15 protein-coding genes and 1 riboswitch are annotated in these 15,477 nt (G+C 75.6%); of the genes, 4 read left to right on the top strand and 11 right to left on the bottom strand.

Going from position 1 to position 15,477, the window contains the following annotated elements; translation table 11 throughout:
* Window positions 1-108: 108 nt before the first annotated feature.
* Window positions 109-795 (top strand): GPP34 family phosphoprotein, encoded by a 687-nt coding sequence (locus CCO04_RS25660; RefSeq protein WP_215817024.1) that lies wholly within the window; start codon window positions 109-111, stop codon window positions 793-795.
* Here the strand turns inward: CCO04_RS25660 and cobC are convergent.
* From cobC to CCO04_RS25615, 10 genes are read right to left on the bottom strand one after another with little or no spacing between them, the layout of a single operon-like run.
* On the bottom strand, window positions 792-1,793 hold the full coding sequence (cobC, locus tag CCO04_RS28945) for an Rv2231c family pyridoxal phosphate-dependent protein CobC (RefSeq protein WP_308281536.1): 1,002 nt from the start codon (window positions 1,791-1,793) through the stop codon (window positions 792-794). The genes CCO04_RS25660 and cobC overlap by 4 nt on opposite strands.
* A complete protein-coding gene (locus CCO04_RS28940) occupies window positions 1,786-3,117 on the bottom strand; it encodes a cobyrinate a,c-diamide synthase (protein WP_308281535.1) in 1,332 nt (443 codons plus the stop codon). Before CCO04_RS28940 ends, cobC begins: the two co-directional genes overlap by 8 nt.
* Window positions 3,114-3,695 (bottom strand): cob(I)yrinic acid a,c-diamide adenosyltransferase, encoded by a 582-nt coding sequence (cobO, locus tag CCO04_RS25650; RefSeq protein WP_215817023.1) that lies wholly within the window; start codon window positions 3,693-3,695, stop codon window positions 3,114-3,116. The genes CCO04_RS28940 and cobO overlap by 4 nt, the downstream gene beginning before the upstream one ends.
* A complete protein-coding gene (bluB, locus tag CCO04_RS25645) occupies window positions 3,688-4,320 on the bottom strand; it encodes a 5,6-dimethylbenzimidazole synthase (RefSeq protein WP_215817022.1) in 633 nt (210 codons plus the stop codon). The genes cobO and bluB overlap by 8 nt, the downstream gene beginning before the upstream one ends.
* Window positions 4,317-6,362 (bottom strand): VWA domain-containing protein, encoded by a 2,046-nt coding sequence (locus CCO04_RS25640; RefSeq protein WP_252373890.1) that lies wholly within the window; start codon window positions 6,360-6,362, stop codon window positions 4,317-4,319. The genes bluB and CCO04_RS25640 overlap by 4 nt, the downstream gene beginning before the upstream one ends.
* Window positions 6,359-7,117, bottom strand: coding sequence for a cobalt-precorrin-4/precorrin-4 C(11)-methyltransferase (locus CCO04_RS25635; protein WP_215817021.1), 759 nt, complete (start codon window positions 7,115-7,117; stop codon window positions 6,359-6,361). The genes CCO04_RS25640 and CCO04_RS25635 overlap by 4 nt, the downstream gene beginning before the upstream one ends.
* Entirely contained in the window at window positions 7,114-8,319 is a 1,206-nt protein-coding gene (gene cbiE / locus CCO04_RS25630) for a precorrin-6y C5,15-methyltransferase (decarboxylating) subunit CbiE (protein WP_215817020.1), read from the bottom strand. The genes CCO04_RS25635 and cbiE overlap by 4 nt, the downstream gene beginning before the upstream one ends.
* A complete protein-coding gene (gene cobJ, locus CCO04_RS25625) occupies window positions 8,307-9,860 on the bottom strand; it encodes a precorrin-3B C(17)-methyltransferase (protein ID WP_374197029.1) in 1,554 nt (517 codons plus the stop codon). The genes cbiE and cobJ overlap by 13 nt, the downstream gene beginning before the upstream one ends.
* Before the next feature lie 5 nt (window positions 9,861-9,865).
* Window positions 9,866-10,531 carry a precorrin-8X methylmutase gene (locus tag CCO04_RS25620; RefSeq protein WP_215817018.1) on the bottom strand — a complete coding sequence of 222 codons (666 nt, stop codon included), beginning with the start codon at window positions 10,529-10,531 and terminating at the stop codon, window positions 9,866-9,868.
* The gene (locus tag CCO04_RS25615; protein WP_215817017.1) at window positions 10,528-11,364 is read right to left on the bottom strand and encodes a nitrite reductase; all 837 of its coding nucleotides are present in this window, start codon (window positions 11,362-11,364) and stop codon (window positions 10,528-10,530) included. The genes CCO04_RS25620 and CCO04_RS25615 overlap by 4 nt, the downstream gene beginning before the upstream one ends.
* Before the next feature lie 56 nt (window positions 11,365-11,420).
* Window positions 11,421-11,593, bottom strand: a riboswitch (cobalamin riboswitch).
* A 39-nt stretch (window positions 11,594-11,632) separates the two neighbouring features.
* On the opposite strand from CCO04_RS25615, the gene CCO04_RS25610 reads away from it, so the two are divergent.
* The 3 genes from CCO04_RS25610 to CCO04_RS25600 are packed head-to-tail and all read left to right on the top strand — an operon-like array spanning window position 11,633 to window position 14,675.
* Complete coding sequence (locus tag CCO04_RS25610) at window positions 11,633-12,754, top strand: Nif3-like dinuclear metal center hexameric protein (protein ID WP_215817016.1); 1,122 nt, start codon at window positions 11,633-11,635, stop codon at window positions 12,752-12,754.
* Window positions 12,751-13,494, top strand: coding sequence for a zinc ribbon domain-containing protein (locus tag CCO04_RS25605; RefSeq protein WP_257751587.1), 744 nt, complete (start codon window positions 12,751-12,753; stop codon window positions 13,492-13,494). The genes CCO04_RS25610 and CCO04_RS25605 overlap by 4 nt, the downstream gene beginning before the upstream one ends.
* A complete protein-coding gene (locus CCO04_RS25600; RefSeq protein WP_215817015.1) occupies window positions 13,494-14,675 on the top strand; it encodes a bifunctional RNase H/acid phosphatase in 1,182 nt (393 codons plus the stop codon). The genes CCO04_RS25605 and CCO04_RS25600 overlap by 1 nt, the downstream gene beginning before the upstream one ends.
* 9 nt (window positions 14,676-14,684) lie before the next feature.
* Here CCO04_RS25600 and yaaA read toward each other — a convergent pair whose 3' ends face one another.
* On the bottom strand, window positions 14,685-15,464 hold the full coding sequence (gene yaaA / locus CCO04_RS25595; protein ID WP_215817014.1) for a peroxide stress protein YaaA: 780 nt from the start codon (window positions 15,462-15,464) through the stop codon (window positions 14,685-14,687).
* Window positions 15,465-15,477: the final 13 nt, after the last annotated feature.

The following is a 15,477-nucleotide window of genomic DNA, read 5'->3' as shown; positions in this document are numbered from 1 at the left end:
CCGTGCCCGGACCAGGCACCCGAGGACGCTAACCGCGCGCCCCCACCGCGCCCCCGCCGCGCGACACACCTGTTCGCAGACCGTCGATAACTCGCCTAGGGTCCGGGCATGGCGATTGCCGAGGACCTCGTCCTGATCGCGGTCGATCCGATCAAGCGCCGCAGCCTGCTCGGGTCGGGGGCGGCGGATGCGGTGGTGGGTGGGGCGGTGCTGGTGGACCTGGTGGTGGCGGAGCGGTGCGAGGTGGAGGGGCCGGCCAAGAAGGCTCGCGTCCACACCACCAGTACGACGCCCGTGGGCTCCCCGGTGCACGACCGGGCGCTGAGCCGGCTCAAGGTCGGGCAGCGGCAGGCGGCGTCGCGGTTGGTTCCGCGCCTGGGCAAGGGCGCCCACGCGGGGGTGCTGGCCGGGCTGGTGGCGAAGGGCGAGATGGTGGCCACGCGGCACAAGCGGCTGGGCTTCCTCACCGTCACCCGGTACGACATCCCCGACCCCGCCCGCCGCGACGCCCTCGTCGCCGAGGTACGACGCGTGCTCGTCGGCGAGACCGAGCCCGACGAGCGCACCGGGCCGCTGGTGGGCCTGGCGTCGGCGGGGGACCTGGTGAAGCACCTGGTGCCGGGCGAGCAGCGCAAGGCGGCGACCCGGCGGGCCAAGACGATCGCCAAGGGGGACTGGGCCGGGACGGCGGCTGCGGCGGCGGTGGCTGCGGCGAGTGCGGCGGCGACGGCGGCCGCCACGGCGGCGATCGTCGCGGCGTCGGCGGCCGGTGACGGGGGTGGCGGGAGCGCCTAGCCCGCGTCTCCCAGCGCGGCGAGCAGGCGGTCCGTCTGCTCCGCCCCCCGCACGGCGATCCGCACCCACGTCCCGTCCAGCCCCGGGAAGGTGTCGGCCCGTCGCAGCGCGATCCCCGAGGACCGGAGCCGCTCGTGGACGCCGGCTCCGACGCGCGCGAGCACGAACGACGCCGACGACGGCAGGTGGTGGATGCCGAGCTCGGACAGGCCGTGCTCGAGGTGCTTGCGCCACTCCTCGATCTCGCAGGCGCGGCGGTGGGCCTCGTCGAGGGCGGCGGGGGTGAGGCAGGCCTCGACGGCGGCTGCGGCGGTCGTGCCGACCGACCAGGGGGTCTGGGCGCGGGCGAGGCCGGCGACGACGGCGGGGTCGCCGACGACATAGCCGGCGCGGATGCCGGGGATGCCCCAGTGCTTGGTCAGGGAGCGGATCACGAGCAGGCCCGGCACGCGTTCGGCGGCCACGGAGGCGGGTTCTCCGGGGACGCAGTCCATGAAGGCCTCGTCGACGACGACGAGGCGGCCCGGGCGAACGAGGGCGAGCAGCGAGGCCGCGGGGTGCAGGACGCCGGTGGGGTTGGTCGGGTTGCCGACGACGACGAGGTCGGCGTCGTCGGGCACGGCGGACTCCGGCAGGACGAACGGCGGGGCCAGCACGACCGGGGTCACCGTGCGGCCGGCCTGCTCCAGCGCGGCGTGGGGCTCGGTGAACTGGGGGTGCACGACGACGGGACGCCGCCACGGGCGCAGCCGGGCGACGAGCGTGAAGGCCTCCGCGGCGCCCGCGGTGACGAGGGCCTCGTCGAGGGGACGGCGGTGGTGGGCGGCGACGGCGGCCCGGGCGCGGTCGGCCGAGGGGTACGTCCCGACCTCGGCCAACGAGGCGAGCAGGGCCGCGTCGAGCCACGGGGGGCGCGGGCCGTCGTACACGTTGACGGCGAAGTCCAGCGTGGCGCCGCGCGCCTCGACGTCGCCGTGGTGCCGCAGGGGGTCAGCCACCGTGCACCGCAGCCGCGAAGCGCTCGGCCAGCTGGGGGTGTCCCGCCCAGTGCGTGTGCAGGTACGACGCGTGGAGGCTCGCCGACGCGAACCCGACCCCCGCGCCCTCGACCGTCCAGGCCGGGGTCGCGCCGACGCCCGGCGTCACCGTCGTGCGGTGGAACTCGTGCCCGGTCACCGTCTCGCCGGCGCGCGTGAGCAGCGTGTCCGCGGCACCCGTCGCGGTGGGGTAGCGCAGCGTCAGGCGCGCGGCCATCGCGGCGTCGGCGTCGAGCACCCCCGTCATCGGTACGCCGTCGAGCGTGCGGCACAGGTAGAGCAGGCCCGCGCACTCGGCGACGGTGGGTAGCCCGTCGAGCACCGCGGCCCGGATCTCCGCCAGGAGCGGGGTGTTCGTCGACAGGTCCGCGGCGTGCACCTCGGGGAAGCCGCCCCCCAGGTAGAGCCCGGACGTCCCGCTCGGCAGCGCGGGATCGAGCGCCGGGTCGAACGGGACGACGTCGCAGCCGAGCCCGGTGAGCAGCTCGGCGGTCTCGGCGTACTGGAAGGTGAAGGCGCGACCGGCCGCCACGGCCACCGTGCGCCGCGGCCCGGACCAGGCGGCGGACGGGGGCGGCGCCCAGGGGGTGGCGTCGAGCGCGGGTGCGGACCGGGCGATCGCGAGGACCGCGTCCAGGTCCACGGTGTCGGCGACGACCGACGCGAGCCGGGCGACGACCTCCGCGGACTCGCCGCGCTCGGCGGCGGTGACCAGGCCCAGGTGCCGCGAGGGCGTGGCGATCGTGGCGTCGCGGGGGATCACGCCGAGGACCGGCAGCGAGATCGAGGAGCGGACCTCGTCCGCGTGCCGCACGGACCCGGCCTGGTTGAGGATCACCCCCGCAACGGAGACGGTCGGGTCCCAGGTCGCCATGCCGTGCACGACCGCGCCGATCGAGCGCGAGGAGCGGGAGATGTCGACGACGAGCACGACGGGCGTGCGGGTCAGGGCCGCGACGTGCGCGGTCGAGGAGAAGCCGTCGCCGCCGATCCGCCCGTCGTACAGGCCCATCACGCCCTCGACCACGGCCACGTCGGCGCCGGCCGCGCCGTGCAGCAGCAGGGGGGAGACCAGGGACTCCCCGACGAGGTGCGGGTCGAGGTTGCGCCCCGGACGGCCGCAGGCGAGCGCGTGGTAGCCCGGGTCGATGTAGTCCGGACCGACCTTGTGCCCGCTCACGGCGTGCCCCGCCGCCGCCAGCGCGGCCATGAGGCCGGTGGCGACGGTCGTCTTGCCCTGGCCCGTGGCCGGGGCGGCGACGACGACGCGGGGCAGCGGAGTCACCACTCGATGCCCTTCTGGCCCTTCTGGCCGGCGTCCATGGGGTGCTTGACCTTGGTCATCTCGGTGACGAGGTCGGCGAGCTCGATGAGCCGGGGGTCGGCCCGGCGGCCGGTGATCACGACGTGCTGGTGACCAGGCCGGTTGGCCAGCGTCTCGACGACGTCGTCGATCGAGACCCACCCCCAGTTGATCGGGTAGGTGAACTCGTCGAGCAGGTACAGGTCGTGGGTCTCCGCGGCCATCCGGCGCTTGATCTCGGCCCAGCCCTCGGCGGCGTCGGCGGCGTGGTCCTCCTCGGACCCGGCCTTGCGCGACCACGACCAGCCCGAGCCCATCTTGTGCCACTCGATGCCGAGCTTCTCGAACGCCGTCTGCTCGCCCAGGCGCCACTTCGCGGACTTCACGAACTGGAACACCCCGATGTTCCAGCCCTGGTTCCACCCGCGCAGGGCCAGGCCGAAGGCGGCCGTGGACTTCCCCTTGCCGTCGCCGGTGTGGACCATCACGAGCGGTCGGTTGCGGCGCTGGCGCGTGGTCAGCCCGTCCTGCGGTACGACGAGCGGCTTGCCCTCAGGCATGGTTCCTCCAGGTGTCGTGGTGGATCGCCTCGGCCAGCGGCCGGCGCGAGCGCCAGCCGAGCCGTTCGAGGTCGGGGACGGTCTCCAGGTGGCTCACGGTGCCCAGGCAGAGCCAGGCGACCGGGCGTACGTCGTCCGGGATCCCCAGCAGGGACTGGAGGAACTCCTCGCGGTAGAACGACACCCAGCCCACACCCAGCCCCTCGGCGGTCGCGGCGAGCCAGAGGTTCTGGATGGCGAGGATGGTGGAGTAGAGCCCCGCGTCGGCGATCGCGTGCCGGCCCAGGACGTGCGTCCCGCCGCGCGCCTGGCTGTGCGTGACGACGACACCCAGCGAGGACTCGCAGATCCCCTCGACCTTGATCTTGTCGAACGTGTCGCGCCGCTCGGGCGGGAGCGAGGCCGCGAAGACGTCGCGCTCGGACGCCACGTGGTCGCGGAACGTACGGCGCAGTGCGGGATCCCGCACCACGACGAAGTCCCACGGCTGGGTCATCCCGACGCTGGGAGCGCGGTGCGCGGCGTCGAGGACGCGCAGCAGCACGTCCTCGGCCACGGGGGACCCGGTGAACTCGGCGCGGACGTCGCGGCGGCGCGCGATGACGTCGTACAGGGCGGCGGTCATGCGGCTCTCCGCGCGGCGTCCACCAAGGCCTCGGCGCTGACCTCGCCGACGGGGACGTGCTCCGCGCCCAGGTGCTCGGCGAGCGTGACGGCCAGCCCCATCCGCATCGGACCGCTCTCGCAGTCGACGACGACGCTGGTCACGCCGGTCTCGGCCAGGATCCCCGCCGCCCTGCGGGATCGCGCGACCGCGTCGGCCCCCGAAGTCGCCCGGCCGTCGGTGACGACGACGAGCAGCGCGCGGCGCTGAGGGTCACGGGTGCGCTCGACGGTGAGCAGGTGCGCGGCCTCGAGAAGTCCCTCGGCAAGGGGGGTTCGTCCCCCTGCGGGCAGCTCCTCCAGCCGCTGCGCGGCCGCGTCGACCGAGTGGGTCGGCGGCAGCGCCACCTCGGCCTCGGCGCCGCGGAAGGTCACCAGACCGACCTTGTCCCGGCGCTGGTAGGCGTCGAGCAGCAGGCTGAGGACGGCGGTCTTGACCTGCTCCATCCGCCGCCGTGCGGCCATCGAGCCCGAGGCGTCCACGCAGAACAGCACCAGGTTGGCCTCGCGCCCCTCCCGGACCGCGACCCGCAGGTCGGCCGGGCGCAGCACGAGCGGTCCGCTGCCGTCGCGCCCGCGCGCCCGCTGGTGGCCTGCCGAGGCACGGATCGTCTCGGTCAGGTGGATCGCGCCGCCCTGGCCAGGCAGCGGCGTGGTCGCGCCGATCCGCCGGCCGTTGGTGGTGCGGGCACGGCTGCGGCGTCCGGCCGTGCCGGTGCCGACGCCGCGGACGGTCAGCAGCCGGGTGCGGTACGTCGCTCCGGTGCCCGCGACGCTGCTGGGGGCCGGAGCCGGGGTGTCGCCGCCGTGGTCGGCGGCGGACGGCGGAGGAGCGGGCGCCTCCGGGGCCTCCGGCGCCTCGGCGGCGGGCCCGTCCACCGGGTCGCCCTCGCCGTCGCCGTCGGGCGCCGGGCCGTCGGGGCCACCGGGACCGTCGGGCTCCGGGTCGGGCTCGGGATCGGGCTCGGGCGGCAGGTCGTCCTCGCCCCCGAGCGCCTGCTCCAGCAGCTCGTCGTCCAGCCCCGGTGCGTCGAACGGCTTGCGCCGGCGCCGGTGCGGCAGCGCGAGCCGGGCCGCGACCCGGATGTCCTCCAGGGTGACCTGGGTACGGCCGGACCAGGCGGCGTGGGCGACGGCGGTCCGGGCGGTGACGATGTCGGCGCGCAGGCCGTCCACGTCGAAGGCCGCGCAGACCTCGGCGATCTTGAGCAGCCCGGCGTCGGTGAGCTGCACGGAGCCGACGAGGGCCTGGGCGTCCGCGATCCGCGAGCGCAGCGCGGCCTCGGCCTCGGCGTAGCGCGCGCAGAAGCCGGCGGGGTCGGCGTCGTAGGCCATCCGGCGGCGGACCACCTCGGCCCGCAGGGCGGGCTCGCGCGGGGCGGCGACCTCGACGGTGAGGCCGAACCGGTCGAGGAGCTGGGGCCGGAGCTCGCCCTCCTCGGGGTTCATGGTGCCGACGAGCACGAAGCGCGCCGCGTGCTCGACGGAGACACCGTCGCGCTCGACGGTCGCGCGGCCCATGGCGGCGGCGTCGAGGAGCAGGTCGACGAGGTGGTCGTGGAGCAGGTTGACCTCGTCTACGTAGAGGAGGCCGCGGTGGGCGCGCGCGAGCAGGCCCGGCTCGTACTCGGCCTTGCCCTCGGACAGTGCGCGCTCGAGGTGCAGCGAGCCGAGCACGCGGTCCTCGGTGGCGCCGACGGGCAGCTCGACCAGGCGCACCGGGCGGGTCTCGGTCGCCGCGTCGGGGCCGAAGGGACCGTCGGGGGAGAGCCCGGAGTCGCGCGGGTCGGACGAGAACCGGTCGCCCGCGACGACCTCGATCGGCGGCAGGACGGCGGCGAGGGCGCGCACGATGGTCGACTTCGCGGTGCCCTTCTCGCCGCGGACGAGGACGCCGCCGACCTCCGGCGCGATCGTCGTGAGGATCAGCGCGAGGGCCATCGGGTCGGGCCCGTCGGGCCCATCGGCTCCGACGACCGCGCTGAAGGGGAACTGCTGGCTCATCGCAGACGCTCCTTTCGGGTGACGCGTTCGGTGGAGTAGAGGTACGACTCGGCGTCCGAGGCGGACGCCAGGGCCGGGCCGACGAGGATCACCGCGGCCTGGCGCAGGCCGGCCTCCTCGACGAGCGCTGCGATCGTGCCGACGGTGCCGCGCAGGACGAGCTCGTCGGGCTGCGAGGCGCGCGCGACCACCGCGACGGGGCAGTCGGCGCCGTAGAACGGGTCGAGCTCGGCCATCAGCGTGCGGGTGCGGGTGATCGCCAGGTGCAGCACGAGCGTCGCCCCCGTCGCGGCGTACGCCGCCAGCGACTCGCGCTCGGGCATGGCCGTCGAGCGGGCCTGGGTGCGGGTGAGCACGACCGACTGTGCGAGCAGGGGGACGGTCAGCTCGCGGCCGACCGTCGCCGCCGCCGCGGCGTACGCCGGGACGCCGGGCGTGACGTCCCACGCGACGCCCGCGGCGTCGAGCCGCCGGGTCTGCTCGTGCAGCGCGGAGTAGAGCGACGGGTCGCCCGACGTCAGCCGTACGACGTCGAGCCCGGCCGCGTGCGCCTCGACCATCGTGGCGGTGATCCGGTCCAGGTCGAGCTCCTGGGTGTCCACGCGCCGCGCGTCGGGGCGGCAGTGCGCGAGCACCTCGGCGTCGAGGTAGGTGCCGGGGTAGAGGACGACGTCGGCGGCGCCCAGCAGCGCCGCGGCCCGCAGCGTGATGAGGTCCGCGGCGCCGGGTCCGGCGCCCACGAAGTGCACGGTCACGGCTGCGGCTCCTTGGTCCAGGTCCACTGGACGACGGCGCGGGCCGGCGTCCAGCCGGTGAACCGTCCGCCCAGGGGGGTGACGTGCTCGACCGCGAGCCGGGTCAGCTCGCCGCCGTGGGTGTGGAAGGCGTCGACGAGGAGGCGCTCGGTCTCCAGCGTCACGCCGTGCGCGACGAGCCGTCCGCCGGGGGCGAGGGCGTCGCGGCACAGGTCGAGCAGGCCGGGGGCCGTGGCGCCGCCGCCGACGAAGACCGCGTCGGGCCGGGGGAGACCGGCCAGTGCGTCGGGGGCGCGACCGGTGACGACCTCCAGGCGCGGGACGCCCAGCGTGGCGGCGTTGCGGCCGACCCGGGCCGCGCGCTCGGGGTCGGCCTCGACCGCGACGGCCGCGGTGAGCGGGTGCGCGCGCAGCCACTCGATGCCGACCGACCCGGCGCCCGCGCCGACGTCCCACAGGAGCGCCCCGGGAACCGGGGCCAGCCGGGACAGCGCGCTCGCGCGCACGTCGCGCTTGGTGAGCTGGCCGTCGTGCTCGAAGGCGTCGTCGGGCAGGCCCGGCGTCCAGGACGCGGGTCCGGCGCCCGCCACCTCCAGCGCCAGGACGTGCAGCCGCGGGACCACCGTGCCGGGACCGGGGTACCGGGTGTGCGTCTCGTCGGCGCTGCCGAGGTCACCGAGGACGTGGATCGCGGTGGCGGCGAAGCCCGTCTCGTCCAGGATCGCGGCGACCGCCGCGGGGGTGCTCTCGTCGGACGACAGCACCAGCAGCCGGCGTCCGGGCGCGAGCTCGCGGCGCAGCGCGTCGGTGTCGCGGCCGACCAGCGTGACGACGGCGGACTCCTCGGCCGACCAGCCCATCCGGGCGCGGGCGAGCGAGACCGACGAGACGGCGGGGACGACGGCGACGGCCTCCGCGCCGAGCATCCGGATCAGTGTGGTCCCGATCCCCGACACGAGCGGGTCGCCCGAGGCGAGGGCGACGACGGTGCGCCCGGCGTGCTCGCGCAGGACGTCCGGCAGGGCGGCCAGCGGCCGGGGCCACGGGCGGCGTACCTGACCGGGGACGGCGGGCACGAGCGCCAGGTGCCGCTCGCCGCCGAGCAGCACCTCGGCACTGCCCACGAGGGCGCGGGCCTCGGGGTTCAGGTGACCGTCGGCGCCGATGCCGACGACGGTGATCGTGGGCGTCAGTCCACCCATCGCGGCGTCCAGACCGTGCCGTTCGGCTCCACGCGCGTGCTGGAGGCGCCGATGATGAGCAGGCACTTCATGTCGATGCTGTCGGTGTCGAGCGCCCCGAGCGTGGTCACGGTCAGCGACTCCTCGGCCCGGCCGACGTCCCGGCCGACGACGACCACGGTGTCGGAGGAGCGGTGCTCCAGCAGGATCTTCTGGGTCTCGACGACCTGCTCGCGCCGCGAGCGCGAGGCCGGGTTGTAGATGCCGAGCACCAGGTCGGCCTCGGCGATCGCGCGCAGCCGGCGCTCGACGACGGGCCACGGCTTGAGCCGGTCGGACAGGCTCACCACCGCGAAGTCCGCGCCGATCGGTGCACCGGCCCGCGCGGCGACGGCCTGGACCGCGCTCACGCCCGGCAGCACCCGCACCGGGACGCCCGCGTGCTCGGGGTGCTCGGGATCGGCGGCGGCCTCGAAGACGGCGGCCGCCATGCCGAAGACGCCCGCGTCGCCGCCGGACACGACCGCGACACGCTCCCCGCGCAGGGCCAGGTCGAGCGCGAACCGGGCCCGGTCCACCTCGACGGTGTTGCCCGAGGCGTGGCGCTGGAGTCCCTCGCGCTGCGGCACCCGGTGGACGTACGGCGCGTAGCCGACCACGTGGTCGACCTCGGCCAGCGCGGCGCTCGCCTCGGGGGTCAGCCACCCGTCCGGGCCGGGGCCGAGCCCGACCACCAGCAGTTCCGCGCTCTGCGGTTTGGTCCCAAACCGCATGTTTTCGGGGTCAGAACCTGCGGTTTGGGACCAAACCGCATGCTCGCGCATCCGCTCAGCGGATGCGGGGCCCGCCGAGTCGCCGGGCACGACGATCAGCGAGAAGTACGGCACCGCGTCGGCGTCGACGTCGGCGACCGGCAGCCAGCGCTCCTCGGGCTGCGAGGCGCGCTCGACGTAGAGCGCGCCCTCCAGGCGGCCGGCCTGGGCGAGGGCCGATCGGACGGCAGGGAAGGTCCGCCCGAGCTTCATGATCACCGCGCCGTCGGTGTCCGCGAGGCGGCGGGCCAGCTCGGCCTCGGGGAGGGTGCCGGGCAGCACGGTGAGGACGTCGTTCTGGCGCACCAGCGGCGCCGGGACGGTCGCGGTCGCGGCGGCGAACGCCGGGACGCCCGGCACCACCTCGACGTCGAAGCGGTCGCGGAAGCGGTCGACCAGGTACATCGACGAGCCGTAGAACAGCGGGTCGCCCTCGGCCAGCAGGACGACGTCGCGGCCCGCGTCGAGGTGCGCGGCCAGCCGGGCCTCGCACTCGTCGTAGAAGTCGGCGAGCGCGCCGACGTACCCGCCGGGGTGGTCGGTCGCGCCGGTGGTGACCGGGTAGCGCAGCTCCTCCTCGACCGCCGTGGCGGGGATGAGCTCGGCCGCGATCCGGCGGGCGTGGGACTCCTTGCGGACGCCCGCGTGGAACGCGATGACGGGCGCGGCGCCGATCAGCCGCTCGGCCTTGCGGGTGATGAGCTCGGGGTCGCCGGGGCCGATCCCGACGACGAGGAAGCGGCCGGGCACGGTGCTCACTCCTCCTCCTGGGCCAGCGCGTTGACCGCCGACGAGGCCATCGCCGAGCCGCCGCGGCGCCCGCGCACGGTGACGAAGGGGATGTCGATGCCGTGCTCGCCGGCGAAGGCCGCGAGCGCGTCCTTGGACTCCGCGGCGCCGATGAAGCCGACCGGGCAGCCGACGATCGCGGCCGGACGCGGTCCGCCGTCGAGGATCATCTCCAGCAGGTGGAAGAGCGCGGTGGGGGCGTTGCCGATCGCGACGACCGCGCCGTCGAGCAGGGGCTCCCACAGCGACACGGCGGCCGCGGTGCGGGTCGTGGACCAGCGCCGGGCCAGCTCGGGCACCCGCTCGTCGGTGAGGAAGCAGTGCACCGGGTTGTCGGCCGGCAGGCGGCCGGCGGTGATGCCCATGGCGACCATCCGCGCGTCGCACAGGATCGGTGCGCCGGCGGACAGGGCGCCGCGCGCCGCGGCGACCAGGCCCGGGTGGATGACGAGGTCGTCGACCAGGTCGGTCTGGCCGCTGCCGTGGATCATCCGCACGGCGACCTTCTCGGCCTCGGCGGGCACCCGGTCGAGCGCGGACTCGCGGCGGATGGTCGCGAAGGAGTCGACGTAGATCGCCGGACCGTCGGCGATGTAGTCGTACCGACGAGGCGGAGCGGTCAGGTCGGTCATGAGTTCTCCTCGGGGATCAGCACGCCGTGCCACGGGGTGACGACGACGGTGCCGGCGGTCCAGCCGGCGATGGTCGAGAGGGTCAGCCCGTCGTCGCCGACGGCGACGTGCTCGCCGCCGGGGACCGGGCCGAAGCGGAGAGGGCCGGTCGCGACGTCGGCGCCCGCCGCCACCCCCGCCGGTACGACGAGCGGCCCGGCCAGCTCGTCGACGTGCCAGGCCGCGTCGGGTCCGGTGCCGCGCGCGGCCAGGAAGCGGTGCGCGAGCGCGGCGAGGGCCGCGGGGGCGTCGGCCAGGGCGACCACGTCGCCGTACGCCTCGCCGATGCGGAGCTGGGCCCGCTCGGCGTCGAGCGCGACCAGGCCGAGGTCCTTGTGCCGGTCGGCGAGGTCGCCGCGGCCGTCGTCCAGGGTGAGCAGGAAGCGTCCGGGCAGGGCGGCCAGCGCGGGGTCGCCGAGCAGGAGCGCGTCGAGCGCGGCGAGCACCGGGCGCAGGTCGGCGCGGCCCCCGGTGAGCCCGGTCTGGGGGGAGACCAGGACGTTGCGGACCCGGTCGTGCGCGCGCGAGGGCAGCAGGCCGGTCGCCTCCAGCGCGGCGAGCGCCGGCTCGGCCAGCGTGCCGTCGGCGCCGAGGGGCATGGCGCGCACCTGCAGGTTGGCCCGGCCGGTGAGCCGGACCCGCCCGTCGCCGTACTGGTCGGCGACGGCGGCGAGCGCGCGCAGCGCGCTGAGCCGGACCTGACCGCCGGGCACCCGGATCCGGACCAGGCCGCCGTCGTCGGCCGGCCACGGGTGCACGATGCCGGGGCACCGGTCCGGACGGCTGCGCGCCATGGGTGGAGTCCTTCGAGGCCGGGGCTCCTCGCGATCGCCCCCATCGACCTCACGGCGGTTGTGCCGCAAGGGCCAGCAGGTCTTCGGACTCGGGATCACCCGGCCCGGAGCGTCTTCCCAGATCCCCGAGGAGATCCAGTGACGTCGTGCTCCGTCCGTCACCCACACCGCTGCGCGTCAGTCCCGGACTCTCACCGGGTTCCCGTCGACTGGCAGCGGTCACTCTAGCAATCCGGTTCTGTCGCCCGTCCTCGGTAGCCTGACCGGCATGCCTTCCCTCGAGGACGTCGTCGCCCTGGTCCACGGCTGGTACCCACCCGCCACGGCCGACAGCTGGGACGCCGTCGGGCTCGTCACCGGCGACCCTGCCCAGCCGGTCAAGAAGATCCTGCTGGCGGTCGACCCGGCGCCCGCCGTCGCCGCCGAGGCCGCGGAGTGGAAGGCCGACCTCGTGATCGTGCACCACCCGCTGTTCCTCAAGGGCGTGCACGGCGTCGCCGCCACCACGCCCAAGGGGCGCACCCTGCACACCCTGGTCAAGGCCGACTGCGCGCTGCTGACCGCCCACACCAACGCCGACCAGGCGCTCGGCGGGGTCTCCGAGGCGCTCGCCGTGGCGCTGGGGCTGACCGACCTGCGCCCGATCCTCCCCGCGCGCGAGCAGCCGCTCGACAAGCTCACCGTCTTCGTCCCCGCCGACGCCGCGGCGCCGGTCCGGGCCGCGATCGCCGAGGCCGGCGCGGGGCGCATCGGCGACTACGACTTCGCCTCCTTCACCAGCGCTCCCGGCGAGGGCCGCTTCCGCCCGCTCGACGGCGCCAACCCGATGATCGGCACCGTCGGCGAGCTCGAGACCGTCGCCGAGGTCCGCATCGAGGTGGTCCTGGCCCGCGACCTGCGCCCGGCCGTGGTCCGCGCGATGCTCGCCGCACACCCCTACGAGGAGCCGGCGTACGACGTCGTCGAGCTCGCCGACCCGGCCCTGGCCGAGACCGGCACCGGTCGCGTCGGCGTGGTGCCGCCGACCACGCTGGGCGAGTTCGCCGAGGTGGTCAAGAAGGCGCTGCCCGAGACCCACGGCGGCGTCCGCGTCGCCGGCGACCCGGACCGCCCGGTCAAGCGGGTCGCGGTGTGCGGGGGCGCGGGCGACTTCCTGCTCGACCGCGTGGCGGGCCTCGGTGTCGACGTCTACGTCACCAGCGACCTGCGCCACCACCCGGCCGCCGAGTTCGTCGAGAAGGGCGGCCCGGCGCTGGTCGACGTGGCCCACTGGGCCGCGGAGTGGACCTGGCTCCCGGTGCTCGCCGAACGCCTCCGCGAGGCCCTCGGTGACGCTGTGGAGACCCGGGTGAGCGCGGCCGTCACGGATCCCTGGACAATGCACCTGTGAACGCCGATCCCGCAGCCCAGCTCCGCCTGCTCGACCTGCAGGCGCTCGACTCCCAGGTCGACCAGCTGCGCCACCAGCGCAGCAACCCCGTGGAGGCCGCGGAGATCAAGGACCTCCTCGGCAAGCGCGCCGACGTCGACGGGCGGCTGCGCGACCAGCGGATCGTCGTCGACGACCTCGCCTCGGCGCAGGCCAAGGCCGACGCGGACGTCGAGCAGGTCAAGGCGCGGCGCACGCGTGACCGCGACCGGATGGACTCCGGCGCCATCACCAACCCCAAGGACCTCGAGCGCATGCAGCACGAGCTCGCGTCCCTGGAGCGGCGGATCTCCACGCTCGAGGACGAGGAGCTCGAGGTCATGGAGCAGCTCGAGGAGGCCCAGTCCGGGCTCGCCGAGCTGACCTCCGCGATCGAGGACCTCGACAGCCGCCTCGGCGTGCTCACCACCTCCCGCGACGAGAAGGGCGCGACGATCGACGCCGAGAGCGCCTCCGTCGCCGCCGGCCGGGCCGCGATCGTGGCCGAGATCCCGGCCGACCTCGTCGCCCTCTACGAGAAGCTCCGCGCCAGCAAGGGCGGCGTCGGCGTCGGCGCGCTCCAGGCCCGCCAGTGCGGCGGCTGCCAGCTCACCCTCGACGCCGGCGAGATCGCCGAGATCCGGGCGACCCCGGCCGACGTCGTGCTGCGCCACGAGGAGTGCCAGCGGATCCTGGTCCGCACCCCCGAGAGCGGCATCTAGTGCCGAGCCCCGCCGCGGTCGTCGTCGAGGCCGACGGCGGGTCGCGCGGCAACCCCGGTCCCGCCGCCTACGGCGCGGTGCTCCGCGACGCCGCCACCGGAGCGGTCATCGCCGAGGACGCCCGCACGCTCGGCGTCGCGACCAACAACGTCGCCGAGTACTCCGGCCTCGTCGCCGGGCTGCACCTCGCCGTGGACCACGCGCCGGGTGCGCGCGTCGAGGTGCGGATGGACTCCAAGCTCGTCGTCGAGCAGATGTCCGGGCGCTGGAAGATCAAGCACGCCGACATGCGCGCGCTCGCGGCCGAGGCGGCGGCGATCGCGCCCGCCGGGACGACGTACACCTGGGTGCCGCGGGCCGACAACGCCCACGCCGACCGGCTCGCCAACGAGGCGCTCGACGGCGTCCGCGAGGGCGTCACCGTGGCCGGCGGCGCCAGCGTCCCCGGCGACGGCATCCCCGACGAGCCCGAGTCCGCCGCCGAGGAGGCGTCCTCCCCGGCGACCGGCCCCGGCCAGCCGACCACCATCGTCCTGGTCCGCCACGGCGTCACCCCGCACACCACCGGCCGCCGCTTCTCCGGCGGCCTCGGCGGCGACAACCCGTCGCTGTCCGACGAGGGCCGCGCCCAGGCCGCCGAGGTCGCGGCCTGGCTCACCGAGCTGCGCGACAGCATCGACGTCGTCGTGGCCTCGCCCGTACGCCGTACCCGCGAGACGGCCGACATCATCGGCGCCGTCCTCGGCCTGCCCGTCGCCGAGGAGCCCGGCTTCGCCGAGATGGAGTTCGGCGAGTGGGACGGCCTCACCTTCACCGAGGTCGCCGAGCGCGACAAGGACCGCCTCGAGGCGTGGTTCGCCGACATGGCCTCCCCGCCGCCGGGCGGCGAGTCGTTCGTCGCCGTCCGCGAGCGCGTCCTGGCCGGGCTCGACCGGGTGCTCACCGAGCACGCCGGGCGCACCGTCGTCCTGGTCAGCCACGTGACGCCCATCAAGACCCTCGTCGCGCACGCCCTCGACGCCCCGCTCGAGACGCTCTTCCGGATGGAGCTCGCCCCGGCCGCCGTGTCGGTGCTGGCGTTCTACCCGGACCCGCGCACGGGCGAGCAGAAGGGCTCGATGCGGTTCTTCAACGCGCTCGCGCCCGGACGCCGGACGCTGCGCGACACCGGCCGCTGGTGAGGCCCGGGCTCAGAGCTCGCTGACGACGACGTCGAGCTGCGTGCCGTTCTTGCCCGGCGCGCCCACCTCGACGACCCACCCCAGCCGCTCCAGCACCTCGGCGAGCGCCGCAGGCGTGCGCGGGTCGGCGCCGTCCTCGAGCAGGGCACGGACGATCCGGCCCTTGGTCGCCTTGTTGAAGTGGCTGACCACCTTGCGGGTGCCCTGGTGCTCGTGCAGCACGCGCACCGTCGCCACCCGCGGGGCGAGCTCGGGGCCGGGCTTCCAGAAGTTGGCGTACATCCCCGAGCGCAGGTCGACCAGCAGCCCGCGGCCGAGGGCCGCGGTCATCACCGGCGGCAGTGCCTCGCGCCAGGTCGCGGCGACCGGGCCGAGGTGGGGGAGCGAGGCGTCCCCCGAGAGCCGGTACGACGGGATCCGGTCGCCGAAGCGCACCATCCCGAACAGGCTGGAGGCCACCGCTACCCGCGTCGCCGTACGGCGCTTGGCCGCGGCCGACAGCGTCGCGACGTCGAGGGCGTCGTACAGGACGCCGGTGTAGATCCGGTCGGCCCGCGCGGTCGGTGCGTCCGGCAGGTCGGCGTTGCGGTCGACGAGGTCGAGCTGGCCCGCGGACAGGCCGAGCACCTCGGCCGCCTTGGTGGCGTCGTCGCGGCACAGCGTCACCAGCGCGTCGAGCACCCGGCGGCGGGCATCGGTCAGCTCGGGGAGGGAGAGACCGGCCAGGTCGAGCGCCGCCCCACGCTTCGGAACGGACTTGCCCTCACTCGGCGGCAGCAGGATCAGCACGGCCGCAAGGATA

The sequence above is a fragment of the Pimelobacter sp. 30-1 genome, from assembly GCF_018831735.1.
Lineage (GTDB): Bacteria > Actinomycetota > Actinomycetes > Propionibacteriales > Nocardioidaceae > Nocardioides.
This window is presented reverse-complemented; position numbering and strand designations above follow the sequence as displayed.